The organism is Rhodococcus sp. ACPA4, assembly GCF_002300185.1.
In the GTDB taxonomy this organism is placed as follows: Bacteria; Actinomycetota; Actinomycetes; order Mycobacteriales; family Mycobacteriaceae; genus Rhodococcus_F; species Rhodococcus_F globerula.
In genome coordinates, this window is record NZ_NSDY01000002.1 from 241,149 (window position 1) to 261,930 (window position 20,782).

Consider the following 20,782-nt stretch of genomic DNA (forward strand, 5'->3'; position numbering starts at 1 on the left):
ACGCGGACAACGCAGTTGGTACGTGAAGTTCTGTTTCGGCAAACCCGTTCCTCGTCCGGAACGTTGCCTCCGAGGTGATGTCCGTGGTGTTACCCGTGCTCGGTGTGGGACTTTTCCGAGTCGGGACGATTGAACGCATCAGTTGCGGCACGGTGGTGCAGATCCGTCACCGTGGAAATCTGCTTGGATACCAGTGCATTGAGTTCGCGATGCTGGTCCTCGGTCTCGCCGGCCGGGATATCGCGCAGAACTTCCCACATCGCACTTTTTCCGCAGAGCGCGGTTCGCATGACTTCCAGGGCAGCTAGTTTGACGAGACGGGACTGCCACAGTGCATCGATGTGAACAAGTTTTCTCATCCGATTCAATCCCGCATCGATCACCGGATAGCGAGGTAGCGAAATTTCCTGAGTGTCTTCGATCAGTTGCAATAACTGTCCGATTTCGTACTCCAATTCGTTCGGCAGCGAATCCAGCCGTCCCTCCGCCCACGATCCGTAGGAGTCGACAAGCGATCTCGCGAGCTGTAGACCCAACATTGCACCACAGAGGTGTGTGACCAGGTAGGCCGTGGCGATGTGTTCCTCGGATGATCGAGATCGATTTCCGAACATGTTCGCCCTTCCTTGATGCTGTGTGCAGTGTTTTCCTTCGCGAGATGCTCGCGATCAGCTGAACGCGGTGGCGCCGATTTATGCGTGGAGCACGGCATATGTGGGATTGTGCTTGCTGATTCTTCGTTTGCCGACAGTGGCTTCAGGGTATTCCGAGAGTGGTGATCGCGGTAGAGCAACTAGCCGTGTGTATCCGTCGATACTACAGTCGCGCGCGACTTGTCGGGACTTGATCGAGCGGCCCCTGGTTCGCGCACGACAAGGAGTGGAATCATGTTTCGTCAGAATGCATCTCGGCACGAGAGGCATGAATCGTCTGCAGGCGATGCAGCCCCGGCAAATGACTACGCAGCCTCTGATCGCGCGGCGGTGCCGGTTCGAGAAACAACGCCTGGTCGGATGTGGGTGCCTCGCACCCGTGGTGCTGTCAGTGGCCTGGCCCTGATTCTGCTTGGACTCTGGGGAGCGTTGATACCGTTTGTGGGTCCGTACTTCTCGTTTTCTTTCACGCCGGATGAGGCGTGGACCTGGACTTCCGCTCGGGGTTGGCTCGAAGTGTTGCCGGGTGCAGTGACCGTGGTTGGCGGGATCCTGCTCTTGTTCAGCGCCAACCGCGCCGTCGCCGGCTTCGGCGCGTGGCTCGGTGTTGTCGGCGGCGCATGGTTCATCGTCGGACCGGTGCTGGCGCCCGTGCTGCACATCGGAGACCCTGGAAGCCCGACAGCAACCCGGCCCGGATTTCAGGCATTGCAACAGTTGGCGTTCTTCGAAGGCCTCGGTGCGGTGATCCTGTTTTTCGGCGCGGTCGCTGTCGGGCGTCTTTCCCTGCGAAGTCATCGAGACGTGCGACGCGCGCAGCGACTCGCAGATACGCACGTTGCAGATACACCAGCCCCATGACGGCAAACTTCGACGGCATCATGAAGGCATGATGCCGTCCACCCATTTCTTGCCGTTTGCCTGTCCCAGGCGAAGCTGAATCTGCTTGTCGAACATAGTCATCAGTGGAAGTGGATCGATCATCCCGCCATGGAGCACGCTCAGCGAATTGCTGCCACTCCACTTTCGCTCGCAACGAGTGTTCTCGGCGGAATCGCCGCCGGTGCTGTGTTTCAACAAGTTTGGAAGCGTGTCGCGCACGAGGGCGAAGCGCCTGACCCGCACGATCTGACCAGGTCAAGCAAGGAGGTTCTCATTTCCGCAGCACTGCAGGGAGCAATTTTTGCAGTGGTCAAAGCGGCAGTGGATCGCATGGGTGCAAAAGGCTACCGCGCACTCGCACATGAGAATCCGGTCTGACTTCGGCTTCACCGCGACCACACCGACGACGGTAGGGATAGATTGATGAGCGAACAGCTACTGAACCGGCTTCCGAAGAATTTGGCGAGGACCGGAGCGTTTACCACCCTCACGGCTCTCGTCGGGTCTGCGGCCGGCCGTAGCCCCGAAAAAACATCGTGGTTCAGGAACTTGCGCAAGCCGGCATTTCAACCGCCGGCCGTTGTTTTTCCGGTCGTATGGACCGCCTTGTATGCCGATATTGCTGTCAGTTCCGCCATTGCACTTGATCGACTCCAAGAGGAGGGAGACCGTGCCGATGAACGAAGGTTGGCACTTGCACTACTCGCTAACCTCGCCGTCAATGCAGGCTGGAGTTGGGTCTTCTTTCGCTCACATCGACTCGCTGCTGCACCCGTCATCGCGGCAGCCCTAGCTGTCAGTAGTTCTGATCTGGCGATGCGAGTTGGGCGCGTCGACCGCTCTGCGGGCCTTGCACTGGTTCCGTATCCGCTGTGGTGCTCGTTCGCCACAGTCCTCTCTGCTGCAATCTGGAGAAACAATCGCTAAAAGTAGGATTGCGAGATGCACAAAGTTGCTAGTCGACGCCGGAGTGGAGCGAAATCGACTGCAACAGTTTTGGAATCGTAATGTGTCTCAGAAACCCGTCTCACCTTCTTCGGTGCCATCAGAGCGCCAGGAACACGTTTTCTACGTTGATCGGGACGGTGACGGCGCAGATGGTTGGGGATGCTTCTGATTCGCGGCGACAAGTCGTATGGAACACGAAGCGATTGCGCCGTACGACAGTGCTGATGCTCAAGATTTCAATCCAGATCCGTTGCTACGGAATCATTCTCGAACCGGTTGCGGGTGGGGTCAGGTTGCCGGCTGACGATGCCTCTTACCGCATGCTTGGATGCACACGGAGGATGCGGTCGTCCTCGGGACCCGGTTCGCCGCGGCCATCGGTGTTGTTGGTGATGAGCCACAGGTCCCCGTCCGGGGACTCGGCGACATCGCGGATGCGGCCGTACTCGCCGCTGAAATAGTCGGTCGAAGTGGCAGGGTGGGCGCTCGGGACAGCTCGCAGGACCTGACCGCGGAGATTGGCGATGAACAGTGTCCCTTCAATGTTGACCATGCCACTGGGGCTGGCCTCGCTGGGCTCCCACTGCTGTACGGGGTCGGTGAAACCGTCGGTGTCGGCGATGCCTTCGACAGTAGGCCACCCGTAGTTGCCGCCGGGGGTGATGATGTTCAGTTCGTCCCAGGTGTCTTGTCCGAATTCGGTGGCGAACATCGTTCCGTCGTCAGACCAGGCCAGACCCTGAGGGTTGCGGTGCCCGTAGCTGTAGGTGAGTGAGTCCGGGAACGGGTTGTCTTCGGGGACATCACCGTCGGGGGTCATCCGTAAAATCTTCCCGGCAAGGGAGGCTGGGTCCTGCGCGGTGCCGCGCTGTCCGGCATCACCTGTTGCGGCGTACAGCATTCCGTCGGGGCCGAACGCGATCCGTCCGCCGTCGTGCCATCCGGCGGCCGGGATCTGATCGATGATGGTCTGTGGTTCGCCGAGCGAGAGTGATCCGGCTGTTCCGGTCACGGAATACCGCTGGATGCGGTTTCCACTCGATGCTGTGGAATACGCGTACAGCCGACTCTGATCGTCGACCGCCATACCCAGGAGACCACCTTCGCCGCTGCCGGTGACGCCTGTGACCGTTCCGATTTCGCGTGCGGTGCCGTCCTCTGCGAGTTCGAGGATTCGCGCGCTGTCGCGTTCGCTGACCAGGGGTGTGCCGTCGAGGAACACCACCGACCACGGGGCTTGCAGGTTTGTCGTGACGTGGGAGGGCACGGATGTCCCGAGAGACGGGTGCGCCGTTGAGTGAGAGGAAGTAGAGGTCGTCGCGGAGGGTATGGGCTGCGCGGTGCACGAGGCAAGGAGAGCGCCCACAGTGAGTCCTGCGGCGATAAATGTGTACCGGGATGATGTGCGGGTCATAGCTCTCCATGTTTGCCGCGGATTCGCGGTCGGTGTGGATGGTCAGGATGGGTGTCGCCGTCACGTCAATAGTGGCGAAATATCTCTCGGGGTTCAGCACATCTGGCAGCCTGTGCCCGTGGGCAGAAGTTTGTTGGCTCGGTATCTACTGCTGGTGGACCACTTCGGCGGTGACGTCTCCGCCCTCGAGGCGGCTCAGCTGCTCGACGGATCCGTCGTAGGTGCCCAGGTGAATGGTCTGATCCGAGTAGCCGATGCCGTCGGTGTCGTAGTAGAAGCCGATATTCCCCCACGGTGCGTAATAGATGAGATCACCGTCCTCGGGGTCGGATCCAGGCGAGCGGTCTGTCTCCAGTTTTCGGGGCAGTTGGCTGATCTTTTCCCTTCCCGCGAATTCTTCGACTGACAATGTGAGTGGAAGCATCGAGAGGAAATCACGGGTTGTGGGATTGTCCGATTCGATCGTGACGTCGACTGCAGTTTCACCCGAGGTGAAGCGCACTACGGTTCCTTCGGCAGAACTGCTAGCAGAAGCGATGCCAGGTGGGAAGGTGGCGGAAATTGCCGACGTCGAGGAGGCGGGCCCCGCAGGGGTCGTGCATCCGGCGGCGGCGAACACGATTGCCGCTGATCCTGTGATGAGGAGCTTTCGTCGCATCGATTTCCTTCTTCTCGGTTGCAGTTCACAGGTTCGGCCCGCAGTGAACGGGACCATCGCCTAGGTGTGGCCGAAGTTCTGCCCTCCGGCCACACCGGAAACGTGGGGTCTAGACGAGGGTCGCAGTATCGATGACGAACCGGTACCTAACATCGGAGGCAAGGACGCGTTCGTAGGCATCGTTGATCTGATCGGCGGCGATGAGTTCGGTTTCGGGAGCGATGCCGTGCTCGGCGCAGAAGTCGAGCATTTCCTGGGTCTCGCGGATGCCGCCGATCGCAGACCCGGCGAAGGAGCGTCGCCCCAGGATCAGCGAAAATACATTCACCGGAAGCGGTTCCGGCGGTGCGCCGACGTTGACAAGGGAACCGTCGAGCGTCAGCAACTTCAGGTAGGAGCTGATATCGATTTGTGCGCTGACGGTGTTCACGATCAGATCGAAGGTGTCTGCGAGATCGAGGAACGTTGCCGGGTCACTGGTGGCGTGGTAGTGATCTGCACCTAGACGCAAGCCGTCGTCCTTCTTGCTCAGCGTCTGGGACAGGACGGTGACATCGGCCCCCAGCGCGTGTGCGATCTGGACGGCCATGTGGCCGAGTCCACCCATCCCCACGATGGCAACTTTCTTGCCGGGGCCGGCGCCCCAATGTTCGAGTGGTGAGTAGGTGGTGATGCCGGCGCACAGCAGTGGGGCGGCCGCTGCGAGGTCGATGCTCACCGGAACGCGAAGGACGAAGTCTTCGTCGACGACGACGTGGGTGGAGTACCCGCCCTGGGTGATCGTGCCGTCGCGGTCCACGCTGCCGTAGGTCGCGATGTTGCCTTCGCGGCAGTACTGCTCATCGCCGCCACGGCAGTTGACGCATTCGCGGCACGAGTTGACCATGCAGCCGACACCCACACGATCACCGACGGCGTGCTTTGTGACGGCGCAGCCCACTTCGGTGACGATGCCGGCGATTTCGTGGCCGGGGGCGAGGGGGTAGTTCTGGGGGCCCCAGTCGCCGCGGACGGTGTGGATGTCCGAGTGGCAGATTCCGGCGTACTTGATTTCGATGAGCACGTCACTCGGGCCGACGTCGCGGCGTTCGATGTGTGTGCGGCGTAAGGGTTCGGTTGCAGACGGGGCGGCGTAGGCGGTGACGGTGTGCATGTTCTATCTCCTGGTGTGTGGTCAGTCGGATGAGTGTGACGGTGGGCTATCGGGCGGGGAATGCTGTGCGGCGGGCAGTGAATGCGATGGAGACGGCGATTGCGGTGAGCCCGATCATGAGGAAAGGCAGGGCCATTCCGTCGAAGGTGCTCACGAGTACGGCACCCAGGACTCCGGCCGCGAAGATGGCGACATTGAACGCGACCCCGAGCATGGAGTTGGCGATGTCTGCGTTCTCGCCGCTTGCTGCGCTGATGGCTGTTTGCAGCTGTGGCGCCGCGCCGCCGAAGGCGACTCCCCAGAGAACAACGGCGACGAGCACCGCAGCGGGCGAGTGGCTTCCGGCAACGAAAACTACACCTGCGGTGAGGAAGAGGAAGAGGCTGCCTAAAATCAGTGGCCGAGGGACACGGTCGATGAGGGCGCCGGTGATCGCGATGCCGATCAGTGCGGAAACCCCGAACACCATCAGAGCCACGTCTACGGAGATCGGCACATTCGCGGTCCGTAGATAGGTCGCGATGTAGGTGTAGAGCGTGTTGTGCGCGAGCATCCATGCAAAAATGACGACGAGTATGACGGTGACGCCGGGAATGGCAAACACCCGCACGAGGGGGACGCGTGATTCCGCAGGTTGCCCTGGGGCGTCGGGAACGATCGTTAGTGCGAGGACGGCGGTGACAATAGTCAATACGGAGATGACTCCGAAAGACCAGCGCCAGTCGAATGTTGTGCCCAGCCACGATCCGAAAGGCGTTCCTATGGCCAAGCCGAGGGGTGTGCCGATCGAGGCAATGGTGAGGGCTCGCCCGGCAAGTTCCGGGGCGGTGATGCGGCGTGCATATCCTGCGAGCATTCCCCACACCAGACCGGAGAAAGCGCCGGCTGCGAACCTCGCCGTCAACGTCGCCGCGATATCCGGGGAGAACACGGCGATGGTGTTGGCGATCAGGAATCCCAGGATGCCGACGAGGAACACAGGTTTGCGTCGCATGCCGCGGGTGAATGCTATGGCCGGGATGGTGAGGACCACGGTACCCAGAGCGTAGGCGCTGACCAGCTGTCCCGCGGTCCCTTCGGCGATGTTGAGGCCGCCCGCGATTTGCGGCAGGAGCCCGGCGGGCATCGTTTCGGTGGTGATGAGGATGAACCCCATGAGCGCCATGACGAGCAGTGCATGCAACGGTAGGCGGCCGTGTGGATACGACGAGTCCACGAGTCTGGCCGGCATCGATGTGGTTGGCTCGGCGATACCGTCGTTGGAAGTGGATTGCGTTAGTACGCTTACGGTTTCGATCGACTCGGTGTCTGAATTCAAGGTGGGTTCGTTTCTTCCTTGTGGACGGCCGCTGAAAGTCGCAGGCGAGACCTTCGTCTCTCGATCACCAGCACACCACTCATTGCGCACAGGTGGGAGTCCCGGTTGGTGGGGGTACTACAAGGGACTCCCTCGACACCGGGACCTCGACTAGCGTCGAGACATGGACAATCGAGCGGAAGTCCGGGAATTCCTGACCTCACGTCGCGCCCTGGTCACTCCGGAACAGGTCGGACTCCCAGCGGGAACCAACCGGCGGGTCGAGGGGCTTCGCCGCAGTGAGGTCGCGACCCTGGCCGGGGTGAGCATCGAGTACTACACACGGATAGAACGCGGCGCAATTAGCGGCGCCTCACCCGAGGTGCTCGACAGTCTCGCCAAGGCACTGTGCCTTGATGATGCCGAGCGTGCGCATTTGTTCGATCTCGCCCATGCAGCAAGTCCCGTGGCCAGGCCCCCGCGGCGCCGCAATTCGAAGACGTGGCTGCCGCACCAGAGTCTGCAGTGGGCCCTCGACGCGATCACCGCCGGCCCGGCATTTGTCCGCAACGGACGCATGGACATCCTTGCCGGCAACATGCTTGCCCGCGCGTTCTACGGGGACGTCTACGACATGCCGGGCCAGCCGCCGAACATCGCCCGGTACACCTTCCTCGACGAGCGGGCACGAGACTTCTACCCCGACTGGGACCTCTTTGCCGAGGTGACGGTTGCCATCTTGCGCACCGAAGCCGCCCGCGACCCACACAACAAGGAACTTCACGACCTCATCGGCGAGCTCAGCACCCGTTGTGAAGACTTTCGTCGTCGGTGGAGTGCACACAATGTCCGACACCACGGCACCGGGTCAAAGACCTTCCACCACCCAGTTGTCGGTGAACTCACCCTGGCGTACGAGGGCCTCGAGATGGCGGCCGAACCCGGCCTGACACTGACCATCTACTCCGCAGAGCCGGGCTCCGGATCCGAACAAGCGCTGCGACTGCTCGCCTCATGGGCTGCCAGCGAATACGGTGCTCCGGTTCCCGCTTCGCCGGCAAAGGAATCCACCGGCCACTGACTCCGGGATGCACTTTGCTACATACCGGATCGCACACCGATAGTCGGTCAAGTCTGGGACAGAGCCGGCGACCTCGGTTCGCGCTGATCCCTGATTGACACGCCTCACGTCGGCTCCGGGCGTCAGTAGGATTGCGTGATGCACAAAGTTGCGAGTCGACGCCGGAGTCAGCCGCCGCCCGCGCGGTTCTTGTTCGAAGCTCTGATCGATCCGCATCGGGAGCCGGTTCGGCACTGGCTCGATTTGCGGGACAACGAGATTGAGCCGAGGATTATCGAGGCGGTTGAACCGGAGTTGGTGGTCTGGTCTTCGATCTGGCCCGACCGCCCCGATGCGATAATCCGTTTCGACATCGAGGCGGTCGGCAACAGTACGACACTGTGTTGGACGTTGTTCGTGGAGGATCCGGTCCCGACAGAGTCCGAGGTTGTCCGCTTGCGCAAACGGATCAACACACTGATCAACGCGAACCTGCGGTTCACCTTCGGTCAGTAGCGTCAGATGAGATCCGGGTTCTCGGCGTACACCTCCTCGAGGATCGACAGGTCGAACAGTTGATCTGCTGAGATCTCCAGTCCGGCTTTGGCCAATGCCGCGATGTTCTGTTCGATCAATGCCGGGGTCATCGTGAATAATCCGTTTGCCTTGGTGTCGGCCGAGACCACAAGATCGTTCTGTGCGGTCGCTTCCTTGGTCTGTTCCTCGAGTTCGAGGTTCTGGTCCTTGCCGTACACCTCGACTGCGAGGCGGGCGGATTCTGCGGGATCAGCGACAGCGTCGCGCCAGCCCTGAATTTCGGCCTTCAGGAAGGCTTTGAGCTTGTCTCGCTCGTTGTCGATGGTCGATTGCAGGACGGTGAACGATTCGGCTACGAGTGGCAGATTGTAGTCCGCGAACAGGAAGTGGGCGTTGGGAAAACCTTTTGCCGCCAGGGTGATCGGCTCGTTGGTGACGTAGGAGACCCAACCGTCTACCTCGCCGTTCGCCAGTGGGCTGGGGTCGAATTGAGCGGGCACTATGGTCATCTGACTTTCGGTGAGCCCGTTCGCGGCCAGGAGAGCGCCGAAGACCAGCTGATTGGAATCCTGGACACCGATCTTCTTGCCGATCATATCCTGCGGCGAATTGATCGGTGCTGCAGCGGAACTGACTATCGCAAACGGATTCTTCTGGAAGGTTGCGCCGACGATCTTCGCCTCGAGTCCGTCGAGAACAGCGGGAGCGGTGAGCTGCGGAGCTGACATGCCGATCCACACCTTGCCGGTGTCCAATCCGGCTTCGACACCGGTGCCGGCGGCGCCGCCCGCAACAAGTTCGACGTTCCCGAATCCGGCGTCCTTGTAGTAGCCCTTGTCGAGGGCGAAGTATTCACCGGCAAATTCGATGTTCTTGATCCAGGACAATTGCACTGCAACAGTTCCGAATTCGGATCCGTCGTCGGAGGTGCCACCGCTCGAGGCTGTGGAGTCACTACTGCAGGCGAGCAATGACGCGCTGCCTGCCACAGCGATGCCGGTCAGTGCGGAGTAACGGAAGAAAGCTCGGCGGTCCACCTGGCGGACGGGCTTGAAAGGCGTCATGAACCGGAACACTAGGGGCAGTCGATTTCGTCGAGTTTGCTTGGCGGACAATATTTGTTGAGGTTGTGTTAACAGTTCTCACGCTTTGCCTGCCGAAGGACCGAAATGGGACAGAGCGAGGTTCTCGAAGATTCCGACAATGGCGTAAAGGATGATCGACACGACCGTGATCACCACGATGGACGCCCACAACTCGTTGTACTGGTAGCGCGGAATCGCCTTGATCATGCTCGATCCCAGGCCTTGACCGCTACCGAGCCACTCGCCGATCAGCGCTCCGATCAGTGCTCCGGGTACGGAGACGCGCGCGGCGGCGAACACCGCGGGAAGTGCCGAGGGAACCGACACCATTCGCAGTGCAGTCCAACGACTCCCGCCGTATGCGGCAATGAGGTCCTGAGCTTGCGTTGGCGCTGCCCGCAATCCGACCATGATCATGACCAGTGCGGGGAAGAATACGACGATGGCGACCATTACTGTGACGCCGACGATTCCGCGTCCGAAGATCAACACGATGATCGGGGTCATCGCGACGAGCGGCACGGACCGCAGCAGCATCGCTACCGGCATGAATGTCTGTTCTACGGTGCGGGATACGACAAAGATCGAGGCTACGACAATCGCGGCCGTCATTCCGACGGCAAATCCGACACCCGCATCGCGCAGGGTGATGAGCAGATTGTCGAGGATTCCGGCCCTCGCGTCAGCGGATTTAGGTCCGGAGAACAGGTATTCCCATACATCGGCCGGTGTTTTTCCCACGCGCGGTCCGACTTGGGGAAAGGCGTTGAGAAAGACGACCCAGATGACGAGCAGCAGTGCGGACGCAATGGCGATCGGAGCGAGGAATCTGAATGTTCCTCGTACCGCGGTCATTTCTGTGCTCCCGGAGCCGACGTCCACGGTGTCACGATCTTTGCGACCGCGGCAACGAGGGCGTATCCCAGGCCGGCGAGCAGAGCTGCGGCGATAGCCATTCCCCACGTCCGAGGGACGTTGTACGACGATTGTGCGGCCGTCAAGGCAACTCCGATTCCGCTGTCGACACCGCCGAGGTACTCACCGAGGATGGCGCCGAGGACAGCCGACGGCGCGGCAATCTTGAGAGCGGCAAATGTGCTCGGAAGTGCGCTCACCAGTTGTACTTTGGTGAACTTCTGCCAGCGCCCACCGCCGTACGCGGCGACCAGGTCGAGGCTCGCTTTGTCGGCGGATCGTAGGCCGGCGAGAGTTCCGACCATGGTTGTGAAGAAGCAGTACATCGCCGCCAGGAAGATCGTCGGGGTCCGTCCACCGAAGACCACCAGGATGATCGGGCCGAGGGCGAGCAGTGGTGTGCAGTAGCTGAGGATCGCAAGTTGAGTGGCGAGACTCTCGATCGGTGGGATGAGAACAACCAAGACTGCCAGGGTGATCGCCAGCAGGTTTCCCCACAGGAAGCCTTGTAAGGCGCCGTAAGCGGTGACAGTGAAATTGGGGCCGTAGAGCGCCCAACCGTCGTCGAACATCGTCGAGATCACAACCCACGGTGTGGGGATCGTGCCGCCCGCAACGCCGGCAGCCGCGAGAATCCACCAGATTGCTATCAGCCCACAGATTCCGATGGCGCCGCCGAGCCAGGTGGGACGTGTGAAGCCCCGCCGCCTCGTCGGAATGGGTTCTGCAGCTGCGGTGGCAACATTTTCGATATCGGTAATTGTCATGCAACGCCTGCTTTTCCGAACAGGAGACCCGACAGGTAGTCGTGGATCGCGTGGAATTCGGGCGTACGCATCATCTCGGGGGTGCGCGGACGAGGGAGATCGATGGGAACAACTTCGAGGACACGTCCGGGCCGAGGACTCATGACGGCAACAACATCCGAGAGGAACACCGCCTCCGAGATGCCGTGAGTCACCATCAACGTTGTCGCCGGTTTCTCGGTCCAGATTCGAAGTAGTTCCATGTTGAGACGTTGGCGGGTCATGTCGTCGAGCGCACCGAATGGTTCGTCGAGGAGGAGGACACTCGGCTTGACGACAAGCGAGCGAGCGATCGAGACGCGTTGACGCATACCGCCCGAGAGTTGAGCGGGTTTTGCCTTCTCGAATCCTTCGAGGCCGACAAGAGCGATCAGATCGGCTATCAACTCCGGGTCCGGATCGATTCCGGCGACCTGGAGTGGCAGCTTGATGTTGGAAGTCACGGTCCGCCACGGGAGGAGAGCAGAATCCTGAAAGGCGATTCCGAGTTCCCGGCGTTTTGTCAGTTCGGCGGGCGTTTGCCCGTTGACCAGCGCAGTTCCCGCGCTCGGAGTGTCGAGTCCGGCGAGGATGCGCAGGACAGTGGACTTACCGCAGCCGGACGGCCCGAGCAGGGACAGGAAAGTTCCCTCGCTCGTCTGCAATGAGACGTCGGTCAATGCGGTCACCGACCGCCGTCCCATCGTGAAGGTCTTACCGAGGCCCGATATGTCGAGACCTGTTCCGAGAGGACGAGGTGTGGTGATGGGACTGGTCATTTCCGCACAGTACGAAGGTTCGATTGCAGGCATGTTGCCTGCTCGTCACTGCTGTGTGAGGGGCTTGCGGCCGCGGGTGCGAGTTCGTGTCGCACTCGCGTGGTGAGATGGACGCATCCGAGTTCAGGACATCGCGGGATCGAAAGGGGCGAGGGTTGCTGAAGTTGTATCGTGCCGAGCGCGCCGACACATTGGTCTGCGCTCTGTCCACTCTTCTCCGCTCGCCGTTGTCGGATCCGTTTGCCCGGGAGATAGTCGCTGTGCCGGCAAAAGGGGTGGAACGCTGGCTCAATCAGCAGCTTTCCTCACGATTGGGCACTGCGACGGAATCCTCGCAGGACGGCATCTCCGCGAACATCAGTTTTCCCTCTCCGGTTCGACTGGTCGACGACGTCCTCGCTACGGTGAGTGGTGTCGGCGCGGACAATGATCCGTGGGCGCCGACGCGCTTGGTGTGGACAGTTCTGGGTGCCATCGATGATTCCATTTCCGAACCGTGGTGCGGCGTGCTTGCCAAGCATCTCCGTGGACACGGGGTGGGGCGACGCTTTGCGTCGGCGTCGCATGTCACCGATCTGTTCTCCAGCTACGCGGCGCAGCGTCCCCAGATGCTGATCGAGTGGGCGGCCGGTCGGTTCACCGACGGCCACGGGTTACCGCTTGCCCAGGACTTCGAATGGCAAGCCAAGTTGTGGACGGTTGTCGCGGAGCGAATCGACGTGGCAGGTCCGGCCGAGCGACTCATGTCGGTGTGCAGCCGGCTGAGTGATGACGCTACTGTTATTTCTCTACCGGAACGTATTTCGGTGTTCGGTCCCACCCGACTGCCAGTTGATCAGCGAATGATTCTCGAGGCCTTGGCGACTCATCGAGACGTGCACATCTGGCTGCCACATCCAAGCCCCGCGCTGTGGGACGAGATGAGCTCCCAATTGTCGTCGGGGGCGGTCGCCACTCGCCGTTCGGACGACAACTCTGCGTTGATCTCGCCGAACCCACTGTCGTCCAGTCTTGCCCGTGATGTTCGTGAAATGCAATCAAGTCTGGCAAACACCGATCTCACTTCGGAATATCTGCCTGCCACATCAGGCGCACCGACCCTTCTGGCGGCAATACAGGCGGACATCGTGGCCGATCGTGCCCCTGCGGGTGGAGTGAAACCCGATGGGAGCGTACAGGTTCACGCGTGCCATGGCGCGGCTCGTCAGGTCGAGGTCCTGCGAGAGTGCCTGTTGCGGTTGTTCGAAGACGATCCGACGCTCGAACCCCGCGATGTCCTGGTGATGTGCCCGGATGTCGAAACATATGCGCCGCTGGTGCGTGGCGCGTTCGGGCAGGGTGTTCACGGGCACCCCGGTCACCGCCTTCGCGTCCGCCTTGCTGATCGTGGTCTGCGTCAGACAAATCCGATGCTGGCTGTGCTGGGCACTCTGCTCGAACTGGCAGACGGCCGCGCCACGGCCAGCCAGGTTCTCGATCTTGCCACCAGCATGCCGGTACGTACCCGATTCGCGTTCTCCGACGACGAGTTGGAGCGTCTGCGCGAGTGGACCGGAGCGGCCGGGGCGCGATGGGGCATCGACATCAGGCAGCGGGCAACGTTCGGTCTGGCCGGTTTCAAGCAGAACACTTTCAACACTGCCGTCGACCGTATTTTGTTGGGAGCCAGTGCAGACGAGTCCGAAAACGCGTGGCTGGACCTTGCATTGCCCCTTGACGACGTCGAAAGCACAGACATCGACCTCAGCGGGCGCTTTGCCGAGTACATCGACAGACTGGCGGTTTCGTTGCGTGACCTGGCGGGCCCGCATTCGCCGTCGGAGTGGCTTCGGGTGCTGCTCAGAGCGTTGGACCTTCTCACCGATGCGGCACCGGACGACGCCTGGCAGAGCGCGTCGGCCCAGCGCATTCTTGCGAGTGCGGTCGAGTTCGGTTCGGACACCACACTTCAACTCTCCGACATCCGTGCACTTCTTTCGAAGAGTCTGGCGGGGCGGCCGACTCGGGCCAATTTCCGTACCGGTGAATTAACCGTGTGCACCATGGTGCCGATGCGGTCTGTACCGCACCGGGTTGTTGTACTGCTCGGACTTGACGACGAGGTGTTTCCGCGCTCCGGCGGCGTCGACGGAGACGACATCCTGGCTCGTGATCCTGTTGTCGGGGAGCGGGATCTGCGTAGCGAAGACAGGCAACTGCTGCTCGATGCGGTGATGTCGGCCGGTGAACACCTGCTGCTGCTGTACACCGGTGCAGATCCCGTGACCGGCGCATCCCGCCCACCGGCTATTCCGCTCAGCGGGTTGCTCGATGTCCTGAAGTTGGCGGTGAGGCCGAACGGCCTGGACCAGGTTGTGACCCGGCACCCGTTGCAGTCATTCGACAAACGGAATTTCGAGATGGAAAGACCGTTCAGCTTCGACGCCGCAGCGTTGGCAGGCGCCCGTGCCATCACCCAGGCGCCGGTCCCACTGCCGTCGATCCGCTCGGCGTCGTTGCCGTCGATACCGCCACGCGACGTCAACCTCGCGGACCTGTCATCGTTCCTCACTCACCCGGCGCGGGGATTCCTGCGTCAGCGACTCGGTGTGCGGGTGCCGGAACTCGACGACGACATCGCCGATTCACTCGACGCGGAACTCGACGGGCTTGCGACGTGGGAGTTGGGAGATCGAATGCTCCTCTCTCGCTTGACCGGACGCAGTTCGGCGGACTTCCGGGCTGCCGAATGGCGGCGAGGCACGTTGCCGCCGTACAAACTGGGCAGCGCCGTGTTGGGCAACATCGAGTGGGTAGTGGATCAGTTGGCGTCACTCGCACTGCCACACATGGTCGGAGATGCCGCTTCCGTCGATGTTGCAGTCGATCTTGGTGGAGGTAGACGGCTGAGCGGAACCGTGACGGGACTGTACGGAAATTCGGTTGTGCGGGCGCAGTACTCGTCGTTGGCGCCCAAGCATCGGGTGAGCGCGTGGGTCAATTTGCTGGCGCTTGCCGCTGCCGGCGATCGCGGGCAGGTCAACGCGATCACGGTGGGGCGCGGTGGAAACCAGCGCGCGGCAACACGTTCCGTTCTGTCTACTCCCGAGAACCCGCTCGACATCCTTCTTCAGTTGGTCGATCTGCTCGATCGGGGCTTGCGCGGTCCGATTCCGATGTGGGTCAATACCACCGCCGAATACGCGAAAAGGCGCTTTGCCGGACAGTCGATCGACAATGCCATGAGCAGTGCCGAGGCCACATGGGGGCGGCAATTCAGCGACGGTGACGATCCCAGCAATGTCTACGTCTTCGGTGAATCCAGTTCCTTTGCCGACCTCGCCGCTACGGCGCCACTCGAGGACGAAGGTGTCTGGGCCGAGGAGCCAACCCGGTTCGGCGTCCTTGCCAACCGGTTGTGGTTGCCCGTGTTGCTCAACGAAAGTGCGGAGTAGTCATGGACTTCGACCTGCTTGGCCCCCTTCCTTCCGGCACAACGGTATTGGAAGCAAGCGCGGGAACGGGTAAGACCTACGCCATTGTGGGTCTGGCAACTCGGTGTGTCGCCGAAGGCGTGGCGGATATTTCGCAGGTATTGCTGGTGACGTTCAGTAGGGCTGCAACACAGGAGCTTCGGGAGCGGACGCGTGAGCGATTCGCTGGTGTATCGGCTGCGCTGGCCGACCCGGACGGTGCTCGTCACTCGGAAGACGTGTTGGTTCGTCAGCTGGCATCTGCCGGCGACGAAGAGGTGGCACGTCGCCGCCGCCGACTTCTGCAGGCACTCGCGGAGTTCGATTCCGGCACCATGACCACAACGCACAGCTTCTGCCAGCGGATGCTCGACGGTCTGGGTATCGCGGGTGAGCGGGAACCGGATGCGACGTTTGTCGAATCGGTCGACGATCTGATCGACGAGGTTGTGTCCGATCTCTACCTCGTCCGCTACAGCGCCCTGGATACGTCCCCACCGTTTTCTGTGAAGGACGCACTGGCGATCGCGCGGAGTGCGGTCGCAGACGGGCAAGCTGTACTCGAACCCGATGCCGACGAAGACACCATCCCGGGGCAGCGGGTGTTGTTCGCGGCGGCAGCGCGGGATGAGGTCGAACGACGCAAACGTGCCAGGGGGATTCGCGACTTCAACGACCTCCTGACGTTGCTGCACGGGGTGCTCGCCGACCCCGACTACGGACAGGAAGCCTGTCGCCGCGTGCGCGAGAAGTTTCGTGTGGTCCTGATCGACGAATTCCAGGACACCGACCCACTGCAATGGGATATCTTGCGCCTCGCATTTCACGGGCACACCACGCTGGTTCTTGTCGGTGACCCCAAGCAGGCTATCTACGCGTTCCGTGGAGCCGAGGTGCTGAGCTACCTCGACGCCGTACACCAGGCCGATTCGCATCAGGAACTCACTACCAATTGGCGCAGTGACCCCAGTCTGCTGGCTGCGCTCGAGCATCTGTACGGCGGTGCCGCGCTGGGTAACGACAGCATCGTTGCTCATCCGGTTGCGTCGTCGCACAAGGTTTCCCGGCTTCCCGGGCAGCCGGCGATGCGTTTGCGTTATCTGCCGCGCACCGGCGCAGGTCCGCTCAATCGGTCGCAATTTCCCGCGGTCGGCAGATTGCGGAGCCGAATCGCCGACGACCTGGCCGCCGACGTCGTGCGCGTGCTCTCGAGTGGTTCCGAGCTGAGTCTCGGTGGTGTGAGCCGGCCGGTTGTACCCGGCGACATTGCAGTCCTGGTGCGTAATCACAAGCAAGCCGAGATGATTCGTGGCACGTTGGAACTCGTCGGTGTTCCGTCTGTATTGACCGGCGGCTCCAGCGTCTTCGCGACGGCGAGCGCAAAACACTGGCTGTGGCTGTTGCAGGCCGTCGAGCAGCCTCACCGTGCAGATCGGGTGCGGCTGGCTGCGCTGTCGCCGATTCTGGGCCATACGCCCGAGGCGATGGATTCCGATGGCGACGCCGTCGTGGCTGCCGTGTCCGGGCAGTTGCGAGTGTTTGCCGAGCTGTTCCAGCGAATCGGGTTTGCGGCGGTGTTCGAAAAAATATCGGGTGAAACAGGTTTGGAGCGAAGAATCCTGTCGTCGCCGTCCGGCGAACGTGATTTCACCGATCTGCGTCACGTGGCGCAATTGCTGGGCCGAGTCGCGGCCGAAGAATCGTTCGGCCTGAGCGCCCTCGTACGGTGGTTGGGGGATCGGATCAAGGACCCGGCGTCGGGAAGCGTGAGTGATCGCAGCAGACGTCTGGACAGCGACGCAGCGGCAGTGCAGATCGCCACGGTTCACGCCAGCAAGGGCCTCGAGTTCCCGATTGTGTACGTGCCCTTCGGTTGGGACAGCGTCGGCGGATTCGCCGCTGCGACCCAGATGCTCCACGACGGCGACGGACGCCGGATTCTCGACGTCGGTGGGGCTGAAGGGCCGGGTTACAACACTCGGAAGCTGACTGCTGAAACGGAGGGAGCGGGCGAAGAGTTGCGTCTGCTGTACGTGGCGCTCACCCGGGCGCAGTGTCAGCTTGTTCTTTGGTGGGCACCGGCATACGGTACGTCGCGGTCTGCGTTGCACAGGTTGCTACTCGGGCGTACACCCGGAATCGTGGAGCCCGCCCGAGTGGTGAAAGTACTTGATGACGGCGCCATTGCCACGCGATTGGAATCGTGGCCGGCGGACCGCTCGGACGTGATTTCCGTCGAGTCGGTCGGGCCGCACCCACCGTCGGTCGATCGTTGGTCCGAATCCGTCTCGGAGACCTACGAGTTGGAGGCAGCTCGCTTCGATCGTGACCTGGATACGCTGTGGCGCCGGACGTCGTATTCGGCGTTGACGGCGGGCGCTCATCATGCGCCCACCACCGGCAGTGAGGTCGAGGATCCGGGGAAGGACGACGAACCGGCGGACTTCGTGGACGTCGGACCCGTGGAAGCCTCACCGCTGGAGGCATTGCCGTCGCCGATGAACGGACTTCCCGCGGGCGCCGCGTTCGGCACGTTGGTTCACGAAATTCTCGAAGTTGTCGATACCTCCGCTGTGGACTTACGCAGCGAACTCGAGATGCGATGTGCACAGGCGGCTTCTGCGCGGGCTGCGGACCTGGACCCGGTGGCGCTGGCGAACGCGCTCTTTGCAGTCATGCACACGCCACTGGGCTTCGGAACGCTGGCGACAATCGATCCTTCGGATCGACTGCCGGAGTTGGACTTCGAATTGCCGCTGGCCGGTGGTGACGATCCGGTGTCATTGACGGTCACGCTGCGTCAGGTGGCCGAACTTCTCCGAAAGCATCTGCCGCACGACGACATTCTGGCGGGTTATGCCGATCACCTGGGCCGGGTCGACGCCATACCGATGCGGGGATTCTTGACCGGCAGTATCGATGCAGTACTGCGCATTCCGGGGCCGTCGTTTGTGATCGTCGACTACAAGACCAACAGGTTGGGGCGCGGTGATCTCACGGCTGCGCATTACACCCGGGACCTGATGGCAGCTGAGATGATTCGCTCGCATTACCCGCTCCAGGCTCTGTTGTACTCGGTTGCATTGCATCGGTATCTGCGGTGGCGACTTGCGGATTACGATCCGGGGCGGCATCTGGGCGGAGCGCAGTATCAGTTTGTCCGGGGGATGCTCGGACCGGAAAGTCCGCCGGAATGCGGTGTATTCGAGTGGAAACCACCGGCCGCATTGATCGTCGAATTGTCGGATCTGCTCGCGGGTCGATCTTCGCCTGACGTACTGGAGTTCTCATGACCGAAGCGCAGTTGGCCCAGCGAGCACGTGGGATCGTGCGCACGTTCAACGAGGCCGGGGTCCTTCTGGCCGCCGACGTCCACGTTGCTGTCAGATTGTGCACGCTGGGCGGGGAACCGTCGCCAGGCGTGATGTTGGTGGCCGCGTTGGCGGTTCGGGCGGTGCGCTCGGGATCGGTTTGCCTGGATCTACGACGCATGCAGGATGTCAGCGTCGACGGGGCCACCGAAGCCGAACTTGCCGCGTTACCCTGGCCGGAACCTGAAGCGGTGATCAGCGCGTTGCGGTTGAGCCCCTTGGTGATCGGCGGAACTGCCGGGCCGTTGCGACCGCTGCGACTGGTGGATAGCGACGACGGAGAGTTGCTGTACCTGGATCGGTACTTTTTGCAGGAGCAGACAATTCGTCGCGTACTGGACGAGCGAGCCGAGACGCATCCGACAGTCGACACCGAACAGTCGCGCACCCGATTGCAGACAACTTTTCAGGGGGATTCAGGCCATACCAGTGGCCCTGACCGTCAGCGCATTGCGGCAGCCCTGTCGCTCACACACTGGACAACGGTTATCGCGGGTGGCCCGGGTACCGGCAAAACCCACACGGTGGCACGTATTCTTGCGCTGCTTCTCGAAGAGCACGGCAGCGAGTTACGAATCGGTCTGGCTGCGCCCACCGGCAAAGCGGCTGCGCGATTGCAGGAGTCGGTGCGCGAGCAGGCGGAGCAGTTGAAACTTCCGGCAGACCTCACGGCGATGACGCTGCACCGTTTGTTGGGCTGGCAACGGGGCAGCGCCAGCAGGTTCAAGTACAACGCGTCCAACCGCCTGCCGTTCGATGTGATCGTGGTGGACGAGACGTCGATGGTGTCGTTGACGTTGATGGCTCGATTACTCGAGGCCGTGCGTCCTGACGCGCGACTGCTGTTGGTCGGAGATCCGGATCAGTTGACGTCTGTGGATGCCGGCGCGGTCCTCGCGGATCTTGTTGCACGACCGTCGAATGCGGAGGGAAACAAGGCGCTGGCCGACATTGTCGGTGCGGACTTGGAACCTGGAGATACTGCCGAATCACTCACCGCGCACGATCGTGAACGTCTCCGCGGCGGCATAGTTCAACTTTCCCGTGGCCGACGATTCGGCGGAATCATTGCGCAGTTGGCAAGCGCGGTTCGGGAGGGCAAGGCAGAGGAGGTTATCGGCCTTCTTCGTAGCGGTGATTCCGCCGTGTCGTTTCACGCGCCCGAAGACCTCGACGCGCTGCGTTCCGATATCGTCACGAGCGCTGAGTCCGCGACTGGATTCGCGAAGCAGGGTGACGCGATGAGAGCGCTGAAAGCGATGGAATCGCATCGGCTTCTGTGCGCACACCGCGACGGCCCGTACGGCGTCAGCCGGTGGGCAAAACAGGCCATGGACTGGGTGGGGGCTGAGGCAGGGGAGTTCCTGAATCCTGAACAGTGGTATCCCGGCCAGCCGCTGTTGGTCACAGCCAACGACTACGAGGTCGGCATCTACAACGGAGATACCGGAGTCATTGTCGAGGGCGAGGGCGGAGTGCTCATGGCAGCCTTCCAGCGCGGCGACAACAATTTCCAGTTGCACCCGAGCTCATTGTCCTCCGTGCAGACGGTCTATGCGATGACCATCCACCGAAGCCAGGGCAGTCAATACGACACCGTCTCCGTCATGTTGCCGGCCGAGGCGTCGTCGCTGCTCACTCGGGAGTTGTTGTACACCGCGATTACTCGCGCGCGAACTCATGTTCGCGTGATCGGAACAGAGGAGTCCGTGCGCGCCGGCGTCGAACGCCAAGTGCTCCGGGCCAGCGGCTTGCGTCGTGCCATCCGTCCCTACGACGGTTGAAATGGCTGC

At 61.7% G+C, this 20,782-nt stretch carries 17 protein-coding genes; 8 read left to right on the forward strand and 9 right to left on the reverse strand.

The genetic code is table 11. The features are described 5' to 3' along the window. Window positions 1-89 precede the first annotated feature (89 nt). Window positions 90-614 carry a hypothetical protein gene (locus CJ178_RS24355; RefSeq protein WP_095888201.1) on the reverse strand — a complete coding sequence of 175 codons (525 nt, stop codon included), beginning with the start codon at window positions 612-614 and terminating at the stop codon, window positions 90-92. Window positions 615-887: 273 nt separating this feature from the next. Between CJ178_RS24355 and CJ178_RS24360 the strand changes: the two genes are divergently transcribed. From CJ178_RS24360 to CJ178_RS24375, 3 genes are all read left to right on the forward strand, one after another. Further along, entirely contained in the window at window positions 888-1,514 is a 627-nt protein-coding gene (locus CJ178_RS24360; RefSeq protein WP_051730361.1) for a hypothetical protein, read from the forward strand. A gap of 129 nt (window positions 1,515-1,643) precedes the next feature. Beyond that, entirely contained in the window at window positions 1,644-1,913 is a 270-nt protein-coding gene (locus tag CJ178_RS24370) for a DUF4235 domain-containing protein (RefSeq protein ID WP_095888202.1), read from the forward strand. Window positions 1,914-1,958: 45 nt separating this feature from the next. Continuing rightward, on the forward strand, window positions 1,959-2,462 hold the full coding sequence (locus tag CJ178_RS24375) for a TspO/MBR family protein (RefSeq protein ID WP_080711651.1): 504 nt from the start codon (window positions 1,959-1,961) through the stop codon (window positions 2,460-2,462). 334 nt (window positions 2,463-2,796) lie between these two features. On the opposite strand, the gene CJ178_RS24380 is transcribed toward CJ178_RS24375, so the two are convergent. The 4 genes from CJ178_RS24380 to CJ178_RS24395 all read right to left on the reverse strand — a co-directional run bounded on the left by CJ178_RS24380 (window position 2,797) and on the right by CJ178_RS24395 (window position 6,939). Continuing rightward, window positions 2,797-3,897, reverse strand: a complete 1,101-nt coding sequence (locus CJ178_RS24380) for a PQQ-dependent sugar dehydrogenase (RefSeq protein ID WP_095888203.1) — start codon at window positions 3,895-3,897, stop codon at window positions 2,797-2,799. A gap of 145 nt (window positions 3,898-4,042) precedes the next feature. Continuing rightward, a complete protein-coding gene (locus CJ178_RS24385) occupies window positions 4,043-4,555 on the reverse strand; it encodes a cyclophilin-like fold protein (protein ID WP_095888204.1) in 513 nt (170 codons plus the stop codon). Window positions 4,556-4,664: 109 nt separating this feature from the next. Further along, window positions 4,665-5,708, reverse strand: a complete 1,044-nt coding sequence (locus tag CJ178_RS24390; protein ID WP_095888205.1) for an NAD(P)-dependent alcohol dehydrogenase — start codon at window positions 5,706-5,708, stop codon at window positions 4,665-4,667. 46 nt (window positions 5,709-5,754) lie between these two features. Further along, complete coding sequence (locus CJ178_RS24395) at window positions 5,755-6,939, reverse strand: MFS transporter (RefSeq protein ID WP_051730371.1); 1,185 nt, start codon at window positions 6,937-6,939, stop codon at window positions 5,755-5,757. A gap of 250 nt (window positions 6,940-7,189) precedes the next feature. Here CJ178_RS24395 and CJ178_RS24400 point away from each other — a divergent pair, with 250 nt between their 5' ends. Together CJ178_RS24400 and CJ178_RS24405 are read left to right on the forward strand one after the other, a co-directional pair. Next, window positions 7,190-8,086: a helix-turn-helix transcriptional regulator gene (locus CJ178_RS24400; RefSeq protein ID WP_033232431.1), complete on the forward strand. Its 897-nt coding sequence runs from the start codon at window positions 7,190-7,192 to the stop codon at window positions 8,084-8,086. A gap of 138 nt (window positions 8,087-8,224) precedes the next feature. Further along, window positions 8,225-8,581: a hypothetical protein gene (locus CJ178_RS24405; protein ID WP_095888206.1), complete on the forward strand. Its 357-nt coding sequence runs from the start codon at window positions 8,225-8,227 to the stop codon at window positions 8,579-8,581. Between the two features lie 2 nt (window positions 8,582-8,583). Here CJ178_RS24405 and CJ178_RS24410 read toward each other — a convergent pair whose 3' ends face one another. The 4 genes from CJ178_RS24410 to CJ178_RS24425 all read right to left on the reverse strand — a co-directional run bounded on the left by CJ178_RS24410 (window position 8,584) and on the right by CJ178_RS24425 (window position 12,199). Then, a complete protein-coding gene (locus CJ178_RS24410) occupies window positions 8,584-9,666 on the reverse strand; it encodes an ABC transporter substrate-binding protein (protein ID WP_033232660.1) in 1,083 nt (360 codons plus the stop codon). Between the two features lie 78 nt (window positions 9,667-9,744). Continuing rightward, window positions 9,745-10,542, reverse strand: a complete 798-nt coding sequence (locus CJ178_RS24415) for an ABC transporter permease (protein ID WP_033232428.1) — start codon at window positions 10,540-10,542, stop codon at window positions 9,745-9,747. Then, complete coding sequence (locus tag CJ178_RS24420) at window positions 10,539-11,369, reverse strand: ABC transporter permease (protein WP_045068522.1); 831 nt, start codon at window positions 11,367-11,369, stop codon at window positions 10,539-10,541. The genes CJ178_RS24415 and CJ178_RS24420 overlap by 4 nt, the downstream gene beginning before the upstream one ends. Beyond that, a complete protein-coding gene (locus CJ178_RS24425; protein ID WP_080711649.1) occupies window positions 11,366-12,199 on the reverse strand; it encodes an ABC transporter ATP-binding protein in 834 nt (277 codons plus the stop codon). Before CJ178_RS24425 ends, CJ178_RS24420 begins: the two co-directional genes overlap by 4 nt. A gap of 122 nt (window positions 12,200-12,321) precedes the next feature. Between CJ178_RS24425 and recC the strand changes: the two genes are divergently transcribed. From recC to recD, 3 genes are read left to right on the forward strand one after another with little or no spacing between them, the layout of a single operon-like run. Next, complete coding sequence (gene recC / locus CJ178_RS24430) at window positions 12,322-15,600, forward strand: exodeoxyribonuclease V subunit gamma (protein WP_095888207.1); 3,279 nt, start codon at window positions 12,322-12,324, stop codon at window positions 15,598-15,600. A 2-nt stretch (window positions 15,601-15,602) separates the two neighbouring features. Continuing rightward, window positions 15,603-18,911: a UvrD-helicase domain-containing protein gene (locus CJ178_RS24435; RefSeq protein ID WP_095888208.1), complete on the forward strand. Its 3,309-nt coding sequence runs from the start codon at window positions 15,603-15,605 to the stop codon at window positions 18,909-18,911. Beyond that, window positions 18,908-20,773: an exodeoxyribonuclease V subunit alpha gene (gene recD, locus CJ178_RS24440; protein WP_095888209.1), complete on the forward strand. Its 1,866-nt coding sequence runs from the start codon at window positions 18,908-18,910 to the stop codon at window positions 20,771-20,773. The genes CJ178_RS24435 and recD overlap by 4 nt, the downstream gene beginning before the upstream one ends. Window positions 20,774-20,782: the final 9 nt, after the last annotated feature.

What these genes read in the sequence shown, in the direction of transcription:
- CJ178_RS24355 (WP_095888201.1), bottom strand. Translation starts at nt 614, where the DNA reads ATGTTCGGAAATCGATCTCGATCATCCGAGGAACACATCGCCACGGCC.
- CJ178_RS24360 (WP_051730361.1), top strand. Translation starts at nt 888, where the DNA reads ATGTTTCGTCAGAATGCATCTCGGCACGAGAGGCATGAATCGTCTGCA.
- CJ178_RS24370 (WP_095888202.1), top strand. Translation starts at nt 1,644, where the DNA reads ATGGAGCACGCTCAGCGAATTGCTGCCACTCCACTTTCGCTCGCAACG.
- CJ178_RS24375 (WP_080711651.1), top strand. Translation starts at nt 1,959, where the DNA reads ATGAGCGAACAGCTACTGAACCGGCTTCCGAAGAATTTGGCGAGGACC.
- CJ178_RS24380 (WP_095888203.1), bottom strand. Translation starts at nt 3,897, where the DNA reads ATGACCCGCACATCATCCCGGTACACATTTATCGCCGCAGGACTCACT.
- CJ178_RS24385 (WP_095888204.1), bottom strand. Translation starts at nt 4,555, where the DNA reads ATGCGACGAAAGCTCCTCATCACAGGATCAGCGGCAATCGTGTTCGCC.
- CJ178_RS24390 (WP_095888205.1), bottom strand. Translation starts at nt 5,708, where the DNA reads ATGCACACCGTCACCGCCTACGCCGCCCCGTCTGCAACCGAACCCTTA.
- CJ178_RS24395 (WP_051730371.1), bottom strand. Translation starts at nt 6,939, where the DNA reads ATGCCGGCCAGACTCGTGGACTCGTCGTATCCACACGGCCGCCTACCG.
- CJ178_RS24400 (WP_033232431.1), top strand. Translation starts at nt 7,190, where the DNA reads ATGGACAATCGAGCGGAAGTCCGGGAATTCCTGACCTCACGTCGCGCC.
- CJ178_RS24405 (WP_095888206.1), top strand. Translation starts at nt 8,225, where the DNA reads ATGCACAAAGTTGCGAGTCGACGCCGGAGTCAGCCGCCGCCCGCGCGG.
- CJ178_RS24410 (WP_033232660.1), bottom strand. Translation starts at nt 9,666, where the DNA reads ATGACGCCTTTCAAGCCCGTCCGCCAGGTGGACCGCCGAGCTTTCTTC.
- CJ178_RS24415 (WP_033232428.1), bottom strand. Translation starts at nt 10,542, where the DNA reads ATGACCGCGGTACGAGGAACATTCAGATTCCTCGCTCCGATCGCCATT.
- CJ178_RS24420 (WP_045068522.1), bottom strand. Translation starts at nt 11,369, where the DNA reads ATGACAATTACCGATATCGAAAATGTTGCCACCGCAGCTGCAGAACCC.
- CJ178_RS24425 (WP_080711649.1), bottom strand. Translation starts at nt 12,199, where the DNA reads ATGCCTGCAATCGAACCTTCGTACTGTGCGGAAATGACCAGTCCCATC.
- CJ178_RS24435 (WP_095888208.1), top strand. Translation starts at nt 15,603, where the DNA reads ATGGACTTCGACCTGCTTGGCCCCCTTCCTTCCGGCACAACGGTATTG.
- recD (WP_095888209.1), top strand. Translation starts at nt 18,908, where the DNA reads ATGACCGAAGCGCAGTTGGCCCAGCGAGCACGTGGGATCGTGCGCACG.